The 16368-nt window shown below is 65.8% G+C and carries 13 protein-coding genes; 7 read left to right on the top strand and 6 right to left on the bottom strand.

All coding sequences use genetic code 11. The features are described 5' to 3' along the window. Positions 1-137: 137 nt before the first annotated feature. Genes modA through ACN9M2_RS00585 form a run of 3 tightly spaced genes read left to right on the top strand, consistent with a single transcriptional unit; the run spans position 138 to position 2226 of the window. Positions 138-887, top strand: a complete 750-nt coding sequence (gene modA / locus ACN9M2_RS00575; RefSeq protein WP_426286261.1) for a molybdate ABC transporter substrate-binding protein — start codon at positions 138-140, stop codon at positions 885-887. 5 nt (positions 888-892) lie between these two features. Beyond that, positions 893-1567 (top strand): molybdate ABC transporter permease subunit, encoded by a 675-nt coding sequence (modB, locus tag ACN9M2_RS00580; RefSeq protein ID WP_426286262.1) that lies wholly within the window; start codon positions 893-895, stop codon positions 1565-1567. Beyond that, positions 1564-2226: an ABC transporter ATP-binding protein gene (locus ACN9M2_RS00585; RefSeq protein ID WP_426286263.1), complete on the top strand. Its 663-nt coding sequence runs from the start codon at positions 1564-1566 to the stop codon at positions 2224-2226. Before modB ends, ACN9M2_RS00585 begins: the two co-directional genes overlap by 4 nt. Positions 2227-2234: 8 nt before the next feature. On the opposite strand, the gene ACN9M2_RS00590 is transcribed toward ACN9M2_RS00585, so the two are convergent. Beyond that, positions 2235-3029 carry a TOBE domain-containing protein gene (locus ACN9M2_RS00590; protein ID WP_426286264.1) on the bottom strand — a complete coding sequence of 265 codons (795 nt, stop codon included), beginning with the start codon at positions 3027-3029 and terminating at the stop codon, positions 2235-2237. A 108-nt stretch (positions 3030-3137) separates the two neighbouring features. Here ACN9M2_RS00590 and ACN9M2_RS00595 point away from each other — a divergent pair, with 108 nt between their 5' ends. The 3 genes from ACN9M2_RS00595 (at position 3138) to ACN9M2_RS00605 (ending at position 5820) form a co-directional block, all read left to right on the top strand. Next, positions 3138-4076 carry a lysylphosphatidylglycerol synthase transmembrane domain-containing protein gene (locus ACN9M2_RS00595; RefSeq protein ID WP_426286265.1) on the top strand — a complete coding sequence of 313 codons (939 nt, stop codon included), beginning with the start codon at positions 3138-3140 and terminating at the stop codon, positions 4074-4076. Continuing rightward, entirely contained in the window at positions 4073-5263 is a 1191-nt protein-coding gene (locus ACN9M2_RS00600) for a serine hydrolase domain-containing protein (protein ID WP_426286266.1), read from the top strand. Before ACN9M2_RS00595 ends, ACN9M2_RS00600 begins: the two co-directional genes overlap by 4 nt. Before the next feature lie 80 nt (positions 5264-5343). After that, positions 5344-5820, top strand: coding sequence for a T6SS immunity protein Tdi1 domain-containing protein (locus ACN9M2_RS00605; RefSeq protein ID WP_426286267.1), 477 nt, complete (start codon positions 5344-5346; stop codon positions 5818-5820). Between the two features lie 41 nt (positions 5821-5861). Here the strand turns inward: ACN9M2_RS00605 and ACN9M2_RS00610 are convergent, their stop codons facing one another. From ACN9M2_RS00610 to ACN9M2_RS00630, 5 genes are all read right to left on the bottom strand, one after another. Continuing rightward, entirely contained in the window at positions 5862-7136 is a 1275-nt protein-coding gene (locus tag ACN9M2_RS00610; protein WP_426286268.1) for an RNA polymerase sigma factor, read from the bottom strand. Positions 7137-7188: 52 nt separating this feature from the next. Beyond that, a complete protein-coding gene (locus tag ACN9M2_RS00615) occupies positions 7189-7959 on the bottom strand; it encodes a YciI family protein (RefSeq protein ID WP_426286269.1) in 771 nt (256 codons plus the stop codon). Between the two features lie 10 nt (positions 7960-7969). Then, positions 7970-8422, bottom strand: coding sequence for a VOC family protein (locus tag ACN9M2_RS00620; protein WP_426286270.1), 453 nt, complete (start codon positions 8420-8422; stop codon positions 7970-7972). 22 nt (positions 8423-8444) lie between these two features. Continuing rightward, the gene (locus ACN9M2_RS00625; RefSeq protein ID WP_426286271.1) at positions 8445-8870 is read right to left on the bottom strand and encodes a YciI family protein; all 426 of its coding nucleotides are present in this window, start codon (positions 8868-8870) and stop codon (positions 8445-8447) included. Between the two features lie 96 nt (positions 8871-8966). Further along, complete coding sequence (locus ACN9M2_RS00630) at positions 8967-9998, bottom strand: sensor histidine kinase (RefSeq protein ID WP_426286272.1); 1032 nt, start codon at positions 9996-9998, stop codon at positions 8967-8969. A gap of 346 nt (positions 9999-10344) precedes the next feature. Between ACN9M2_RS00630 and ACN9M2_RS00635 the strand changes: the two genes are divergently transcribed. Then, entirely contained in the window at positions 10345-16350 is a 6006-nt protein-coding gene (locus tag ACN9M2_RS00635; protein ID WP_426286273.1) for an alpha-2-macroglobulin, read from the top strand. Positions 16351-16368 lie beyond the last annotated feature (18 nt).

Below are 16368 nucleotides of genomic sequence, written 5' to 3' on the forward strand. Positions count from 1 at the left end.
TCGATACAGCGCCCAAGCTGCCATCGATCGCCACCGGTTTGCTTGGCGATTCCTGCGCGGACACGGCGCGGGGAATGTCATTGACCAACCGCTATGTAGGTTCCTATATTGCGGTGATTCACCCCGGAACCTCCGTCATGCGCCTTCGGCCGTTCGTCGCCGCGCTGTTCTTCCTTGCCGGTCCGGCCAGCGTGGCCGCGGCCGACCTTGTCGTTTCGGCGGCCTCCAGCCTGACCGACGCCTTCCAGGCGGTGGGAAAGGCCTACGAACGCAGGCATCCGGGAACCCACGTGGTCCTCAATTTCGCCGCGTCGGATGTGCTGTTGCGCCAGATTTCCAGTGGCGCCCCCGCCGACGTGTTCGCCTCGGCCGACCAGTCCGCCATGGACAAGGCCGTGACGGCGGGCGCCATCGATCCCGCCACGCGGCAGGACTTCGCCAGCAACCGGCTCGTCCTGGTCGTGCCGAAGGATGGCCGCGTCCACGTGACCGGCCCCACCGACCTCAAGGACCCGGCGGTGACACGCGTCGCCTATGGCGATCCGGCGTCCGTGCCCGTGGGTCGATATACGAAGGCCGCGCTGGAACGGCAGGGGCTCTGGGACGTGATATCGGCGAAAGGCGTGCTGGCGCAGAACGTGCGCCAAGGCCTGGATTACGTCGCTCGTGGGGAGGTGGACGCCGGCTTCGTGTTCGCCACCGACGCGGCGATCATGGGGGACAGGGTGGTGGTGGCCGCCGTCGTGCCCACGCCCACGCCGATCACCTATCCGATCGCTGTCGTCGCCGGTTCGAAGCAGGCGCGCGAGGCGGCCCGGTTCGAGGCCTTCGTACAGTCGGCCGACGGACGGGCGATCCTCGCCGGCTTCGGTTTCCTGGCGCCCTGACCTCCGTGGGCACCTTATGGCTCCCGCTCGCGCTTTCGCTCAAGGTCGCGTTGTGGGCGACGGCGATCAATCTCGTACTGGGCGTGGCCGTCGCCTTCGGCCTGTCACGCTGGCGCTCGCACGCGCGCGAGCTGGTCGACTCCATCCTCACCCTGCCACTGGTCCTGCCTCCGACGGTGCTGGGCTACTACCTTCTCGTCTTGCTCGGCCGTCGCGGCGTATTCGGTGAATGGCTCGATCGCTTCGATATCCAGTTGGTCTTCACCTGGCAGGGAGCAGTGATCGCCTCGACCCTGGTCGCCTTTCCGCTCGTGCAGAAAGCAGCCCGTGCCGCTTTCGAGGCGGTCGATCCGCAACTCGAGGACGCGGCGCGCGTGCTGGGGCTGCGCGAGGCCGCCGTGTTCTTTCGCGTTTCGCTGCCACTCGCCGCGCGCGGCATCATCGCGGGTGCCTTGCTCGCCTTCGCCCGGGCGCTCGGTGAGTTCGGCGCCACGCTGATGATCGCAGGCAACCTCCCCGGCCGGACACAGACCTTGTCGGTCGCGATCTACGCCGCCGTGCAGGCAGGCGACGATCGCACCGCGGGGATCATGGTGGCGGTGACCTCGGTGACCTGTGTCGTCGCCTTGTTGCTGGCCGGCTGGCTGGCGCCCGCCCACCTGCGGCGGATGCGTCCGTGAGTGTCGACATCGCCATCCGCAAGACGCTGCGGGCCGACGACCGGCACTTCGAGCTGGACGTGGCCTTCGCATCGACGCATCGACGCATCGTCATCTTCGGCCCCTCCGGTGCGGGCAAGAGCCTGACGCTGCGTGCGATGGCTGGCTTGCTCACGCCGGACGAGGGGCACGTACGCGTCGACGGCCGCACGCTGCTGGATACCGCGACGGGCGTGGACTTGCCGCCGCGCGATCGCGGAGTGGCCTACGTGTTTCAGGATTACGCGCTGTTCCCTCACCTCACGGTGGCACAGAACATCGGCTTCGGACTCGCGCGTCGCTGGCTCAATCCCCGCCGCCACTCGCAAGACGACCGTGTACGCCACTGGCTCGACACCTTCGAACTGGCCGCCGTGGCTGACAGCTACCCGGTGCGCATCTCCGGTGGCCAGCGCCAGCGGGTGGCGCTGGCGCGTGCGCTCGCGGTGGAGCCGCGTCTCCTCTTGCTCGACGAACCTTTCGCCGCGCTGGACCCCGCCCTTCGCAGCCGCATGCGCGGCGAACTGATGGCATTGCAGGCGCGCCTCGATCTCCCGCTATTGGTGATTACCCATGATCCGGCCGATGTCGAGGCGCTGGACGGCCACACGATCGAGGTGCGCGACGGCCGGGTCGTATAGCCGTTCCTTCAATCGGTCACGCCGACGATCACCGATGAGGCATCGAAGATGGCGACGACGGCCGAGCCCTCGGCCAATCCCAGCATGTTCGCGCTTTCCAGGGTGACGATAGCCGTGACGGTGCCTCCACCATCGAGTTCGACGGATACCTCGGCATTCACCGCGCCCGGCGTCGTCCGCAGCACCGTGCCCGGCAGCTGGTTCGACGCCGATACGCGCAGGCGTTCGTCCGGCAAGCCGAGCATGACCCAACTGGCCTTGACCAGGGCGACGACCGCGCGCCCCGGCGCCAGCGCCAGGCTGGCCGTGCTCTCCTTCGTCACCGTGGCGACGAGCGGCGTGCCGCCCGGCAAGGCGATGTCTACCGTGTCGTTGACCGCTCCCGCGGTGACGGCGCGAACGACGCCGGCCAGTTGGTTGCGCGCGCTGGTCCGCATGGTGAATCGCCTCAACAGGTGAATGTCATCGGTGGCTTCGCCGCCGAGTGCCGCAAGACGCTCCATGAAACGCCGATGCTCCGCATCGATGCCACGGAACGCCGCAATCAGGCGCTCGGCGCGTGGCGTAAGCCGGGCGCCGCCACCGCCACGCCCCCCGGTGACGCGAAGTACCAGGGCTTCGCCGGCCAGGTTGTTCATGGCTTCCACGGCATCCCATGCGCCCTTGTAGCTCATCCCCACCGCCTTGGCGGCGGCGGTGATGGAGCCGGTGGCGCCGATCTGCGCGAGCAGTTCGACGCGATCGGCCCCGCCCCATCGGCGGGCACCGTCGGACAGCCAGAGCGAACCTTCGTAGCGAAGCATGATGTCTCCGAAAAAGCCTCTGGGCGCAAGTCTAGCCCCGCCGGGGGCTCGTCGTGGGATGATGCCCGCCGTTCGTGGGCGAGCGCCCGATGGGATAAGAGTGGAGCAGTGACGGATAAGAAGCGGTCCCCGAAGACGATCGCCGTATGGCTGGCGAAGCACGTGCTGATGCTGGCGATCCTCGGTGTCGCCGTGTTCCTTCTGCATCGGTACATCGCGCGCATGGCCTGGCACGACGTACGCGATGCCGTCGACCGGATTCCTCGCTGGCATGTCGCCGGCTCCATCGCCGCGGCCCTGCTCAGCTGGGCCTGCCTCACCGCCTACGATGTCTTCGCCGTGGAAACCGTGGTGCCGGGCAAGGTGTCGATGCGCATGAAGATCTTCGCTGGCGCGACCGCGCACGCGATCTGCAATGCGCTCGGTTTCCACGCCATCACCGGTACCGCGCTGCGCTATCGCATCCTGTCGACACGTGGGGTGAGTGCGGCCGACGTGGCACGGGTCGTCGGACTGGTCGGTTTCGCCGTGGCCATGGGTTTTGCCGCAGTGGCGGCCATCGCCCTGATGCTGGAACCGTCGATAGCGCATGGCTGGGGCCGATGGCTGGGTGCGGCGCTGGTGAGCCTCTTCGTGCTGTTGCTACGCTGGCTGGCTGGCAAGCACGACGAACTGCGGGTTTGGAAATTCAGCACGCCCGTGCCGTCGGCCCGATCGGCCGGGGCGCAAATCGTCATTGGCGTACTCGAGATGATCGGCGCCATCGCCGCCATGTACTTGCTGCTTCCCACGGAGATCGCGGGCAGCTTTCTCGACTTCGCGCCGATCTACGTCGGCGCGATCATCGCCGGCATCGTCAGCAATACACCGGGAGGGATCGGCGCATTCGAAGCGTTGACGTTGGCGGCCTTTCCGCAAGAGCAACGCGCTCAGGTCCTGGCGGCCTTGCTTGCTTACCGCGTGATCTACGGGCTGGGGCCGCTGGCGATCGCGTCGCTCGCACTGGGCGCCTTTGAGCTCCGCCGCCGCACGAGGAAAGCCTCGTGAGCCACCGTTCCCGTACCTGGTGGGAGCCGACCCTGTCCGCGATGGCGGCATGGTTGCTTGTCCTCATGTTCCTTGCGGGATGCGCGGCGCCGCATGCGCGCCGTACCGATGTGCTGTTCTGGGACCAGCCGCAGCGCGAGGCGGCGTTCCGCGCCATGGAGACGCATTACGCGAGCAACGTGGTGCGGCACGGCAAGGCGCATCCGTTACCCGGAGGCGCGCCGCTGTCGCCACGGTTCGATGAGGGTTCGACGCTCGAAAGTTACATGGCCACCCACCACGTCGCGGGTGTCATGGTCGTCGAGGATGGGCGGGTACGCCTTGAGCGCTACGGCCTCGGCGCCGGTCCCTCCACTCGCTGGACTTCGTTCTCCGTGGCCAAGTCGTTCACCTCCACCCTGGTCGGCGCCGCCTTGCGCGACGGCTCGATACACAGTCTCGACGACAAGGTGACGCGGTACATCCCCGAACTGGCCGCCGGCGCCTATCGCGACGTGACGATCCGGCAGCTGCTTTCGATGACTTCAGGTGTGCGCTGGAACGAGGACTACGCCGATCCGCATTCGGACGTGGCGATGATGTACGAAGGCGCGCGCCAGCCCGGCGTCCCCTTGCTGGTCTCGTACATGGCACGGCTGCCGCGGGAGTTCGCGCCCGGGGAGCGCTGGGTCTACAAGACAGGGGAGACCGATCTGATCGGCATCCTCGTCACGCGGGCGACGGGCAAGACGCTGGCATCGTACCTGTCGGAGAAGATCTGGAAACCCTACGGCATGGCCGCCGATGCGCTCTGGCTGAAGGACGAAATGGACGGCACCGAAGCCGGCGGCTCCGGCGTGTCCGCCGTCCTGAGCGACTACGCCCGGCTGGGACAATTCCTCCTCGACGGCGGCATCGCCGACGGCAAGGCGGTGCTCGCGGATGGCTGGCTCGAAGACGCCACGCACACGCACGCCGCAATCGGCGCGAAGGGACGTGGCTATGGCTACCAGTGGTGGACGTACGACGATGGCAGCTTCGAGGGCATCGGTATCTTCGGCCAGTTGTTGCACGTCGATCCGAAGCGGCACCTCGTCATCGTGCAACTGGCGGCGTGGCCCGTCGCGACGGACGAAGCCCAGGCCAAGGCGCGGGCAACCTTCGTGCGAGCGGTGAACCGCGCCGTGGACGATATGCCAGGCCATTAAGTCCTGTCGGGCGATGGGGGATGACGCATCGCGCGCGGAGAAGGCCTAAAATGGCGGCCCCGATCGAAAAAGGCGCCCCCATGGCCCTCTCCTGGAACGACCTCATCTGCACGCCGGACAAGGAGGCCATCGACGCGCTCGCCGAATCCTGGCGCTGGCGCATCGGCGACGCCTTCACGCCCCTGCTGTTCACCGCGTTGGGCGACATGTTCTACGAAGCGGACGAAGGCGGCATCTTCTGGCTCAACACCGGTACCGCCGAAATCGAGCGTGTCGCGGAGAGCGTGCCGGGATTCAACAACCTGTTGCGCGAGGAGATCGCCGAAGACTGGCTGTTGCCGCCCCTGGTCGAAGCGCTGATCGAGGCGGGGAAGACGCGGGCGGAAGGCGAGTGCTACACCTATGTCACCCTGCCGGTCTTCGCCGAGGGCGAGTACACGGTCGAGAACCTGAATCCCGTGCCGGCCAAGGAGCACTTCGAGCTGACCGGTTCGGTACTGCAACAGCTGCAGGACGTGCCCGATGGCACCAACGTCAAGATCGACATCACGCACTGAGCGGATCAGGCGAAGTAGTCGTCCATGGAAAAATGTCAGGCTCAATCAGGTGTCGCGGCCTTGCAGGCATGGGCCCTCGATTCGAGCAAGGTGCGTTCGCGTTCGTTCCGTGTCATGCGCGCGGCGCGAAGGAACGCTTCGCGGGCCTCGTCCATGCGGCCGAGGCGGAACAGGAGGTCGCCGTGCACGCTGGGCAGCAGGTGATAGTCGCGTAGCGCGGGTTCCCCGATGAGCGCTTCGACGATGGGCAAGGCGGCGTCCGGTCCCTCGGACATCGACACGGCCACCGCGCGGTTGAGTTCGACGACAGGCGAGGGCACGACCTCGACAAGTTCGGCGTACAACGCGGCGATGCGAGGCCAATCGGTATCGTCCGCACGCGTGGCGCGCGCATGGCAGGCCGCGATGGCGGCTTGTAGCGCGTAAGGGCCATGCGCTCCGCCCAGGCGTTCGGTGCGTTCCAGCGCGGCGAGGCCGCGCCCGATCAGCAGGCGGTCCCAGCGGTGCCGGTCCTGGTCGAGCAACAGGATCGGTTGGCCATCCGGGCCGGTACGTGCGCCTGCGCGGGACGCCTGTATTTCCATGAGCGCCACCAGCCCATGGACTTCCGCTTCACCGGGCATCAGCTCGGCGAGGATACGGCCCAGGCGCTGCGCTTCATCGCAGAGCGCGGGACGCATCCAGTCGCCACCGGTCGTGGCGGCGTAGCCCTCGTTGAAGATGAGGTAGAGGACGCGGAGCACGGAAGCGAGGCGTTCCTTCAAGGCGTCACCGCGAGGCACCTCGTAGGCCACCGCTTCATCCGCCAGGCTACGCTTGGCCCGCACGATACGCTGGGCGACCGTGGCCTCGGGAACGAGGAAGGCGCGTGCGATCTCGTCGGTGGTGAGTCCGCCAAGCAGGCGAAGCGTCAATGCCACGCGTGCCTCGATCGACAGCGCCGGATGGCAGGCGGTGAAGATCAACCGCAGCATGTCATCGCCGATGTCGTCGTCGAGCGCATCGATCAGGCGGTCATCATCCGACTCGAGCAAACCCTCCATGTCCTTGCCAAGGGCTTCGAGCTTGCGGCCGGCCATGCGTTCTCGCCGGATGCGATCCACGGCGCGGTGCTTCGCTGCCTGGGTCAGCCATGCGCCGGGATTCCGCGGCACGCCTTCGCGCGGCCACTGCTCCAGGGCGGAAACGAGTGCGTCCTGGGCCAGTTCCTCGGCCAGGTCGAGGTCACGCACCATGCGTGCGACCGTGGCGATCAGGCGAGGCGACTCGATCTTCCAGATCGCATCGATGGCGCGATGGGTGTCGTGTTTCGTCATGGCCACGCATGACAGCATTCGCCGTCATGCGTGGCAAGCCGCGTTGCGGCAATCAGGATGCCACGGGCATCAGTTCTTCCATGCGGTAGAGCTGGCGGATTTCCAGCCGGGCGTCGTTGCCGTCGGGGAACGGATAGCTTTCCGTCCAGGCGATGACGTCGTCGAGGCTGTCGACGCGAAGCACCCAGAAACCGGCGACCATCTCCTTGATCTCCGCGAAGGGGCCGTCGAATACCGTGGGCTTGCCCTTGCTGAAGCCCACCCGTTTGGCGTGGCGGCTGGACGACAGTCCATGTCCCGCGATGAGGAATCCGGCCTCGTGCCCTGCGCGGTTGGCCTCGACCATGCGGCCGAGGATCTCGGGACCGGGGTTCCAGTCGGTTTCGCTGCGCTCGTTCGCCTTCAACATCACGACGTAACGGGATTGGGGGGAATCGGCTTCGCTGGGATCGCCGAAGCCGCCCAGGCCGCCCGGGCAGCCGATCGGCCGGATATCCACCACGGCATCGCCGTGCGCATCTTCCGTCGGCCAGCCTTTCACCCAATCGACGGCTTCGTCCATCGATCCGGCCTCGATGATGCTGATGCCGGCGACCAGTTCCTTCGTTTCAGCGAAGGGGCCGTCCTGCACCACGGCCTTCCGGTCCGGTCCGAAGGTGACGCGCACTCCTTCGCTGCTGGGTTTCAAGCCTTCGCCGGCGAGAAAACGGCCCTCGGCCGCAAGCGTGTCCACGTAGTCGCCCATCGCTTCGATGAGTTCGCGCGTGGGACGTGCGCCGGCTTCACTATCGTTGTCCGCCTTGCGGATTATCAGGAATTGCATGGTTGGCTCCTCACGGGCTGGGCTTGTCACCGGCGTTGATCATCCAGGGCACCCCGAACTGATCCTTGAACATGGCGAAACCATTGGCCCAGAAGGTCTCGCCATACGGCATCTGCACGTCGCCCTTCTCCGAAAGCGCTTCGAATACCTTGCGGCCTTCCTCCACATCGGTGAATCCCAGCGTGATGGTGACGCCGTGGATGCCGTCCTTGGAATCGTCGGGGTTGTCCGATCCCATGATCGTCTGGTCGCCGACGACGAGGTTCACGTGCATGACCTTCTCGCCCATGGCCGCCAGCGCTTCCGGCGACATGCCGCCGCAGCCGTCGTCGGCGGCGCCTTCCTGTGGCGGCATGTCCTTGAATCGATGCAATTCGCCGATCTTGCCGCCAAGCGCCTTCTCGTAGAATCGGAAGGCCGCTTCGCAGGTGCCGTTGAAAAAGAGGTAAGGCTGGATCTTCATGACGAACTCCGTCTGTCGTGGGTCAATGGTGTGAGGCAAGTTCGGCGCGCAGGCGTTCTTCCTGGGCGCGTGCTTCCGGGGTGAACTCGACGCCGAAATCCTCGGCCTCGAAGATCTGGCGAATCTCGATCTCGGATTCGCCCTCGAATGGGTTGGGTGCGCGCTTGACCCATTCGATGGCCTCGCCGAGCGAACGGACCTGGATGAGCCAGAAGCCGGCGATGAGTTCGCGGGCCTCCGCGAAGGGGCCGTCGATGACATCGCGGCCATTGCCGGAAAAGCGCACGCGGGCGCCCTTGCTACTGGGGTGGAGGCCTTCCGCCGCCAGCATGACGCCGGCCCGGACCAGTTCCTCGTTGTAGTTGCCCATGGCCGTGAGCATTTCCTCGCTCGGCATCTTGCCGGCTTCGGAGTCCTCGTTCGCCCTTACGATCACCATGAAACGCATCGCCGTTCTCCTTGCTGGTCACCGGGAAGGACTCCCGGTGTTCATGGAGACGTCGATTGTGGCCCGACCTTATCGACAAGGGCGACCGACATTTATTCAACCCGGGGCATTCTTCTTGGGCTGAGGGGACCAGGGCAGTCCCGCGGTGGCTTCGAAGACGGCGCGAACACCGTCCTGCTCGAAGCGGATGGCGGCCTGGCCGCGCGACTGGCCGGACAGCACGCGCTCGATGAAGCGCGTGCCGAATCCGCGTCTCATGGGGGCGGCGACGGGCGGACCGCCGCGCTCCTTCCATTCCAGGCGAGCCTTGCCCGGTTCCGGCGTCTCCACGTACGTCCAGGCGATCGCCACCGTGCCTGACGGCGTGGACAGCGCACCGTACTTGGCGGCGTTGGTCAGCAGCTCATGTATAGCCATGGCCATCGCCACGGCGGCTTCCGGGTCGAGCACGAGAGGCGGGCCCTCGAACGTGATCCGGGCCTTTCCCGGGTCGTGCGGGGCGACGGCGGATTGGATCACCCCGTGCAGGGTAAGGTCGTTGCGCGAGGGGTCCAGGAGCAGGTCGTGCGCGCGTGCCAGCGCGCGCAGGCGGCTGCCAAAGGCGCTCATGGAGATGTCCAGCGGACGATCGTCGGTGAAACTCTGCATCGCCATGGCCTGGACCACCGCAAGGACGTTCTTCATGCGGTGGTTCAGGTCGTTGATCACGATGCGCTGGGCGCGCTCGGCGTCGCGATGGTTGGACACGTCCACGCAGCTGCCCCAATAGCCCGCGAACGCCCCGCCGCGATGGAAAGGCGCGCCATTGTCGAGCAGCCAGCGGTATTGGCCGTCGTACCGGCGCAGGCGATATTCCATGGAAAATGGCTTGCGCGCGTCGAACGCGTCCACATAGGTTTCGAGACAGCGTTCCAGATCGTCCGGATGCACACCCGTGGCCCAGCCGTTGCCCACTTCCGCGGCCATGTCGCGGCCGGTGTACTCGAGCCAGGGCTTGTTGAACCAGTCACAGAGCTTGTCCGGCCCCGATCGCCAGATCATCACGGGTGCGAAGTCCGCCAACTCACGAAATTCGTGGTCGCCTGTGGCGATCGCCCTCTCGATCAGACCCGTCGCGTCGTCGTTCATATGTTCACGTTGTCGGCGAATGTAGCGACCATAGCGCAATGTTTGCGCCTGTTACATGCCGTTACGCGGCATGCGTGAGGCGGATCACGTCATATCCGATCGATAAGCATTTTCAGAATCGTTCTATTGCAACACGCTCGCATTATTGCAACACGCCCGCAAAAAGCCCCGATCGTGTCCCGCGCTGTGCCAGAATTCCGTCGCAGCCGCGACACGGTTCGCGCGCAGCATTGTCATCGGGGATACGAAGCGAAGGCCGGTTCACCGTGGATGCGGGGGACGGGCCTTGCCGTATCCGCGGCACGGCGGCGATTGCGCCGTCATCTTATGGGATCGGAAGGGACACATGGATCTGCTTCGTTTCATCGCCCTGTTGCCCGTGCGCTTCGTGCATGGCCTGTTCTGGTTGTTGGGCCGGTTGTTCAGGCCCATTTTCGGCAACATGGCCTGGTCGGCACCCGGCTGGATGCCGGCGACTGCCCGGGTCGCCCGCAGCCATCCGCTGAAGTTCACCGGCAGTGTCGCCGGAACCCTGCTGCTGGTCGCCGGCGGATGGTTCGGCTGGCAGTGGTGGCAGAACAGGCCCAGGCCCGCGGAACCGGACCGGGTGAGCTTCGAGGCGCCGGCGCCGGCGATCAGCGATTACGAACACGTCCCCGTGACGATCCACCCCCTTACCGTGACCTTCTCCGGCTCGGCGGCCCGGCTGGAATCGCTGGGTAAGCCGGTGACCGACGGCATCGCCATGGATCCGAAACTGCCCGGCCAATGGGCCTGGGAAAACGATCGCGTGCTGCGTTTCGTGCCGGCGGGCGACTGGCCGGTGGGCCGCAAGATCGATGTGAGCTTCGACAAGGCGAAGGTGTTCGCGCCGCAGGTCTTGCTGGCCGACGACCATTTCAGCTTCAGCACCGCGCCCTTTACCGCGAAGGTCGTCAACGGCGAGTTCTATCAGGATCCGCAGGATCCGACGAAGAAAAAGACGATCGTCCAGTTCGGCTTCAATTATCCCGTGGATGCGGCGCAGTTCGAGAAGCGCCTTTCGCTGGACTTGCGCAATGGCGAGGAGAAGCGCGGGACCGCCCTGAAGTTCAGTGTCACGTACGACGAGCGCCGTCTTAACGCCTTCGTGCACTCGCAGCCGCTGCAGCTGCCCCGGGACGACGGTGCCGTGGGCGTCAAGCTGGACGATGGCGTGCGCAGCAGCCGCGGTGGCGACGGCACGGAAGAGGCGCTGGCGACGTCGGTGCGCGTGCCAGGCCAGTACAGCCTGAAGCTCGACGAGGTCTCGGCCACGCTGGTGGACAACGAGCGATTCGAGCCGGAACAAGTGGTGGTGATGCATTTCGGCGGCCCCGTGAGCGACAACGAGCTGGCCAAGCGCTTGCACGTATGGGCCGTGCCGGAAGGGGACGACAAGCATTATGCGGTATCGCAAGTGGGTGAGGCCGACCTGCGATCCTTCACCCCGCTCAAGGCGGAGGTAGTGCCCACCGAGAACGACTGGTCGGAAACGCAGAGCTTCCGCTACCACGCCCAGCCAGGCCAGCGCATCTACGTGCGTGTGGACAAGGGCATGACCTCGTTCGGCGGCTACGTGATGCCCAAGGCGCGGGTCGACATGCTCACCGTGCCGGACTACCCGCGCCTGCTTCGCTTCATGGCGGATGGATCCCTGCTTTCGCTCAGCGGCGATCGCCGCGTCTCGGTGGTGTCGCGCAACATCCCGGGCATGCGCGTGGAGGTCGGCCGCGTGTTGCCGGACCAGTTGCAGCACCTGGTGTCGCTGAACTCCGGCAGCTATGCGAAGCCGGAGATGTATGGCTTCACTCCGGACCACATCGTGGACCGCTTCGTGAAGAAGGTTTCCTTCCCGGACGAAGGTCCCGGCAAGGCGCACTACGAAGGTTTCGACCTGGGCCAGTACCTGGCCGCCGGCAAGCGCGGCATTTTCCTGCTCAAGCTCTCCGGCTACGACGCGAAGGCGGAGCAGGAAGCGCGCGAACGTCGCGAAAAAGCCGCCCGCGAGGCGGCGGCTCGCGAGGCGGGAGGGGATGCGGATGGCGCGGTGGCCGATGCCGCTCGCGAGGACGACACCGATACCGCTCCCTACGACTGGCCGAAGGACGAGCGTCTCGTCGTCATTACCGATCTCGGCGTCATCGCCAAGAAGTCGCTCGACGGCAGCCAGGATATCTTCGTGCAATCCATCCGCAGCGGCTCGCCGGTGGGCGGCGCCTCCGTGGCGGTCATCGCGAAGAACGGCAGCACGTTGTTCACTCAGACCACCGGTGCGGATGGACGCGCGCACTTCGCCAATCTCAAGGGTTTCACGCAAGAGAAGGCACCGGCCATGTACGTGGTGCGCCAGGGGGACGACCTGTCCTTCCTGCCGGTGACCTCGTACGACCGCACCCTGGACTTCTCCCGCTTCGACATCGGGGGTGAGCCGAACGCGCACAGCCAGGGCCAGCTGTCGGGATACCTGTTCTCCGATCGCGGCATCTACCGGCCGGGCGACCTCTTCCATGTGGGCATGATCGTGCGTGCCAACAGCTGGACGCGCAGCGTCGCGGGCATGCCGTTGATCGCCGAGGTGGTGGACCCGCGCGGCACCACGGTACGCCAGCAGACGGTGGCCATGGACGCCGCGGGTTTCGCGGAACTGGACTACACCACGGCCGAAACCTCGCCGACCGGCAACTGGACCGTGAACCTGTACATCGCCAAGGACGGTAAGCCGTACTCGCAGATCGGCAGCACCACGGTCCAGGTGAAGGAGTTCCAGCCTGACCGGATGAAGGTCTCGGCGGCACTGTCGACGGCCGTGCCCGAAGGCTGGGTGAAGCCCACGCAGCTGAAAGCGCTGGTCGACGTGCGGAACCTGTTCGGCACGCCCGCGGCGGATCGGCGCGTGGAAGGCTCCCTGACCCTGCGCCCGGCGTTCCCCTCGTTCCCGAGTTACAAGGATTACCACTTCTACGACGTGCGCCGGGCGAAGGAAGGCTTCGAGGAGAAGCTGGCCGATGTGAAGACCGACGACAAGGGCCACGCGGAGTTCGCACTGGACCTGTCCAAGTACGCCGACGCCACCTATCAGTTGTACTTCCTCGCCAAGGCCTACGAGGCGGAAGGTGGCCGCAGTGTGGCCGCGGCCACGCAGGGCATGGTCTCCTCGAACGATTGGCTGGTCGGTTACAAGACCGTCGACAACCTCGACTACGTGAGCCGTGACGCGAAGCGCATCGTCAATCTCGTGGCGATCGATCCGAACGCGAAACGCATGGATCTGCCAGGGCTGAAGCAGGCAGTCGTGGAGACCCGTTATGTTTCCGTGCTCACGAAACAGGATTCGGGTGTCTTCAAGTACGAATCCAAGGCCCGTGAGTCGACGCTGTCCGAAGTACCCTTGAGCATCCCCGCCGCTGGCGTCGACGTGACATTGCCGACGGACAAGCCGGGTAACTTCGCCCTGGTGGTGAAGGATGCCAACGGCAAGGAAGTCAATCGCGTGGCGTGGTCGGTCGCTGGCGAAGGCAACGTCTCACGGTCGTTGGAACGCAATGCCGAATTGCAACTCACGTTGTCCAAGACCGATTACGCGCAAGGCGAAGCAGTCGATATCGCCATCCGTGCCCCCTACGCCGGTAGCGGCCTCATCACCATCGAGCGTGACAAGGTCTACGCACACGCCTGGTTCCACGCCGATACCACGAGCACGGTGCAGCACATCACCGTGCCCGCGGACTTCGAAGGCAACGGGTACATCAACGTGCAATACGTCCGTGATCCTTCGTCGGACGAGATCTTCATGAGTCCGCTGTCGTTCGGCGTGGTGCCGTTCTCGGTGAACATGGACGCGCGCCGCAATGGCGTCGCCGTGGAGGCCCCGGCCCTGGTGAAGCCCGGCGATACCGTCACCTTCCATGTCACCTCGCCCCATCCGACGCGCGCCGTGGTCTTCGCGGTGGACGAAGGCATTCTGCAAGTGGCTCGCTACAAGCTCGGCGACCCGCTGAAGTACTTCTTTCGCAAGCGCATGCTAGAGGTATCCACTTCGCAGATCCTCGATCTCATCATTCCCGATTTCCAGAAGCTGATGGCGATGGCCGCGCCGGGCGGCGATGCCGACGGCGCGATCGGCCGCCAGCTGAACCCGTTCCGGCGCAAGCGTGACAAGCCGGTGGCGTACTGGTCGGGCATCGTCGACATCGACGGCTCGCGCGACCTGACCTACAAGGTACCCGATTACTTCAACGGCAAGCTGCGGGTCATGGCGATCAGCGTGTCGCCGGATCGCATCGGTACGTTCGAAGGTGCCACGACGGTTCGCGGCGACTTCGTCCTCTCACCGAACGTGCCCACCACGCTCGCTCCGGGCGACGAGGCGGAAATCAGTGTTGGCGTAGCGAACAACCTGACCGGCCTGGGCGGAAAGGAAGTGCCTGTCGCGGTCGGCCTCAAGCTGGGTCCGCAGTTGCAGATCGTGGGTGACGCGACGAAAACGCTGAATCTTGGCGAGATGCGCGAGGGCGTGGCGATTTTCCGCGTGCGCGCGACGGACAAGCTGGGCTCGGGCAACCTGGGCTTCACGGCGTCCTATAACGGCAAGTCCGCGAAGCAGGGTGTCGACCTGTCGGTGCGTCCCGCATCGCCCATGCGCACGGATCTCGCCTTCGGTCACGTCGATGCGCACTCGCGCGGCGATGTGACCGGCTTGCGCGACATGCACGATGAGTACGCAAAGCGCGACGCGGCCTTCTCAACCGTGCCGGTCGTGCTGGCGCGCGGGCTTGCCGCGTATCTCGTGGATTTTCCGCACTACTGCACCGAACAGGTGATCAGCGCGGCGATGCCCGCCCTGATCCTTGGGCAGCGCCCCGAGTTCGGGGATGTGAAGCCAGCCCGGATGTCCGGTGATGCGCCGCCCCCGTCGGACCCGGTCGCAGCGTTGTTCGATGTCTTGCGCGCGAGACAGAACGGGCAGGGCGGCTTCGGCCTGTGGACGGCGACGCCCGACGCACATACCTTCGCCACCGACTACGCCGTGCATTATCTCGTCGAGGCGAGCGATCGCGGCGTGACCGTGCCGCGCGACATGCTGGCCTCGGCCGACGAGGCCCTCCGCCAGATCGCCGCCAACGACAGCGGCGATTCGCTGGTGGAGATGCGCCAGAGGGCTTACGCCATCTATCTGCTGACACGGCAGGGCAATGTCACCACGAACGACCTCGCATCCTTGCAGCGCCGCCTGCAGGAAGTGCATGCGAACGAGTGGAAGAACGACCTCGCCGCCGCGTGGCTGGCGGCTTCGTACAAGCTGCTCCACCAGGATCGCCTGGCCAGCGACCTGATCGCCGGGCCGCGCAAGATCCTCGTACGCAAGCCCACGGACGAGTCGTATGCCTATGGCGACTACTACGATGCGCCCATTCGCGATGCCACGGTGCTGTACCTGCTATCGAAGCACTTCCCCGATCTGGCGAAAGCCCTGCCGCCGGAGACGGTCGAGAACCTGGTCCGTCCGTTGGGCATGGGGCACTACAACACCCTCTCCTCGGCGATGATCATCCTCGCGCTGGACGCATGGGCGAAGGATGCGGGAGGCGACCCGGCCAAGCTCTCCATCGGCGCGGTAGCCGCGAATGGAACCGTCGCGCCGATCGGCGCAGCGAAGGGTTCGATCCTGGATGGGCACTGGCCCGCCGGCACGCAACGCCTCCGGCTGGTCAACGACGCGGACTCCACCGGCTGGTACGGCGTGGCGCAGACAGGCTTCGATCGCAAGCCGTCCAGCGACACGCGCAAGGACGGCCTGGAGATCACCCGCACTTACACGGATACCAAGGGTAAGTCGGTGGACAGCGTGAGTACCGGCGACGAGATCGACGTGCACCTGCGCATCCGCGCGACGAAGGACGAAGGCGTCGACAACATCGCGATCGTCGACTTGCTGCCCGGTGGATTCGAACCCGTGCTCGACACGACGGCGCCATCGGAAGCGGCAACGGCTTCATCCGACGAGACGGCGTCGGCGGCGGAAGAGGGTGCCGAGGGGGATGAACCGGTCCAGGGCGAGGACGGCGGCGAGGGCGACGAGACGCCCGCATGGCGCTCGCCGATCGGCAACCCGGAATCCACCTGGAAACCCGAGTACGCCGATGTCCGCGAAGATCGCGTGGTCGTCTATGGCTACGCCAGCCGTGACGTGCAGGAGTTCGTTTATCGGATCAAGGCGACCAACGCAGGCAAGTTCGTCATTCCCCCGGCCCTGGTCGAATCGCTTTACGACCGCGGTGTACAGGCACGCGCCCCTGGCGGCGGCGTGATGACGGTGGAGCGGAAGCCATAAAGGTTGGATGCTTCTTCC

The organism is Luteibacter sp. E-22 (assembly GCF_049913125.1).
Lineage (GTDB): Bacteria > Pseudomonadota > Gammaproteobacteria > Xanthomonadales > Rhodanobacteraceae > Luteibacter.